Below are 239 nucleotides of genomic sequence, written 5' to 3'. Positions count from 1 at the left end.
ACCATGTGAAGGTCGTGATTGCCTAAAGTGATGGTCATGCTATTTTGATGTTGGTAAATATAGTCTAAGCAGGCTAGGGAGTCAGGCCCGCGAGCAACTATGTCGCCAACTAAATATAGGTGATCTTTACTTGGCTTAAAATCAACCCGTTGTAAAAGGGTGTTAAATTCACTAAAACACCCTTGTAAATCACCTATCGCATAATCTGCCATCTAAGTGCTTAATGCAAAATGTTAGGG

Annotated in this window: 1 protein-coding gene; it reads right to left on the bottom strand. The window is 40.6% G+C overall.

Annotation, left to right across the window (positions count from 1 at the left end):
• Positions 1-212: metallophosphoesterase (locus AAEZ18_RS19590; protein ID WP_352256123.1), on the bottom strand; the 212-nt coding region annotated here is incomplete at its 3' end.
• Between the last annotated feature and the right edge of the window lie 27 nt (positions 213-239).

The organism is Pseudoalteromonas sp. 19-MNA-CIBAN-0066, from assembly GCF_040308705.1.
Lineage (GTDB): Bacteria > Pseudomonadota > Gammaproteobacteria > Enterobacterales > Alteromonadaceae > Pseudoalteromonas > Pseudoalteromonas nigrifaciens.
The sequence above is the reverse complement of the archived record's forward strand: the minus strand, read 5'-3'. Positions and strand labels throughout refer to the sequence as shown.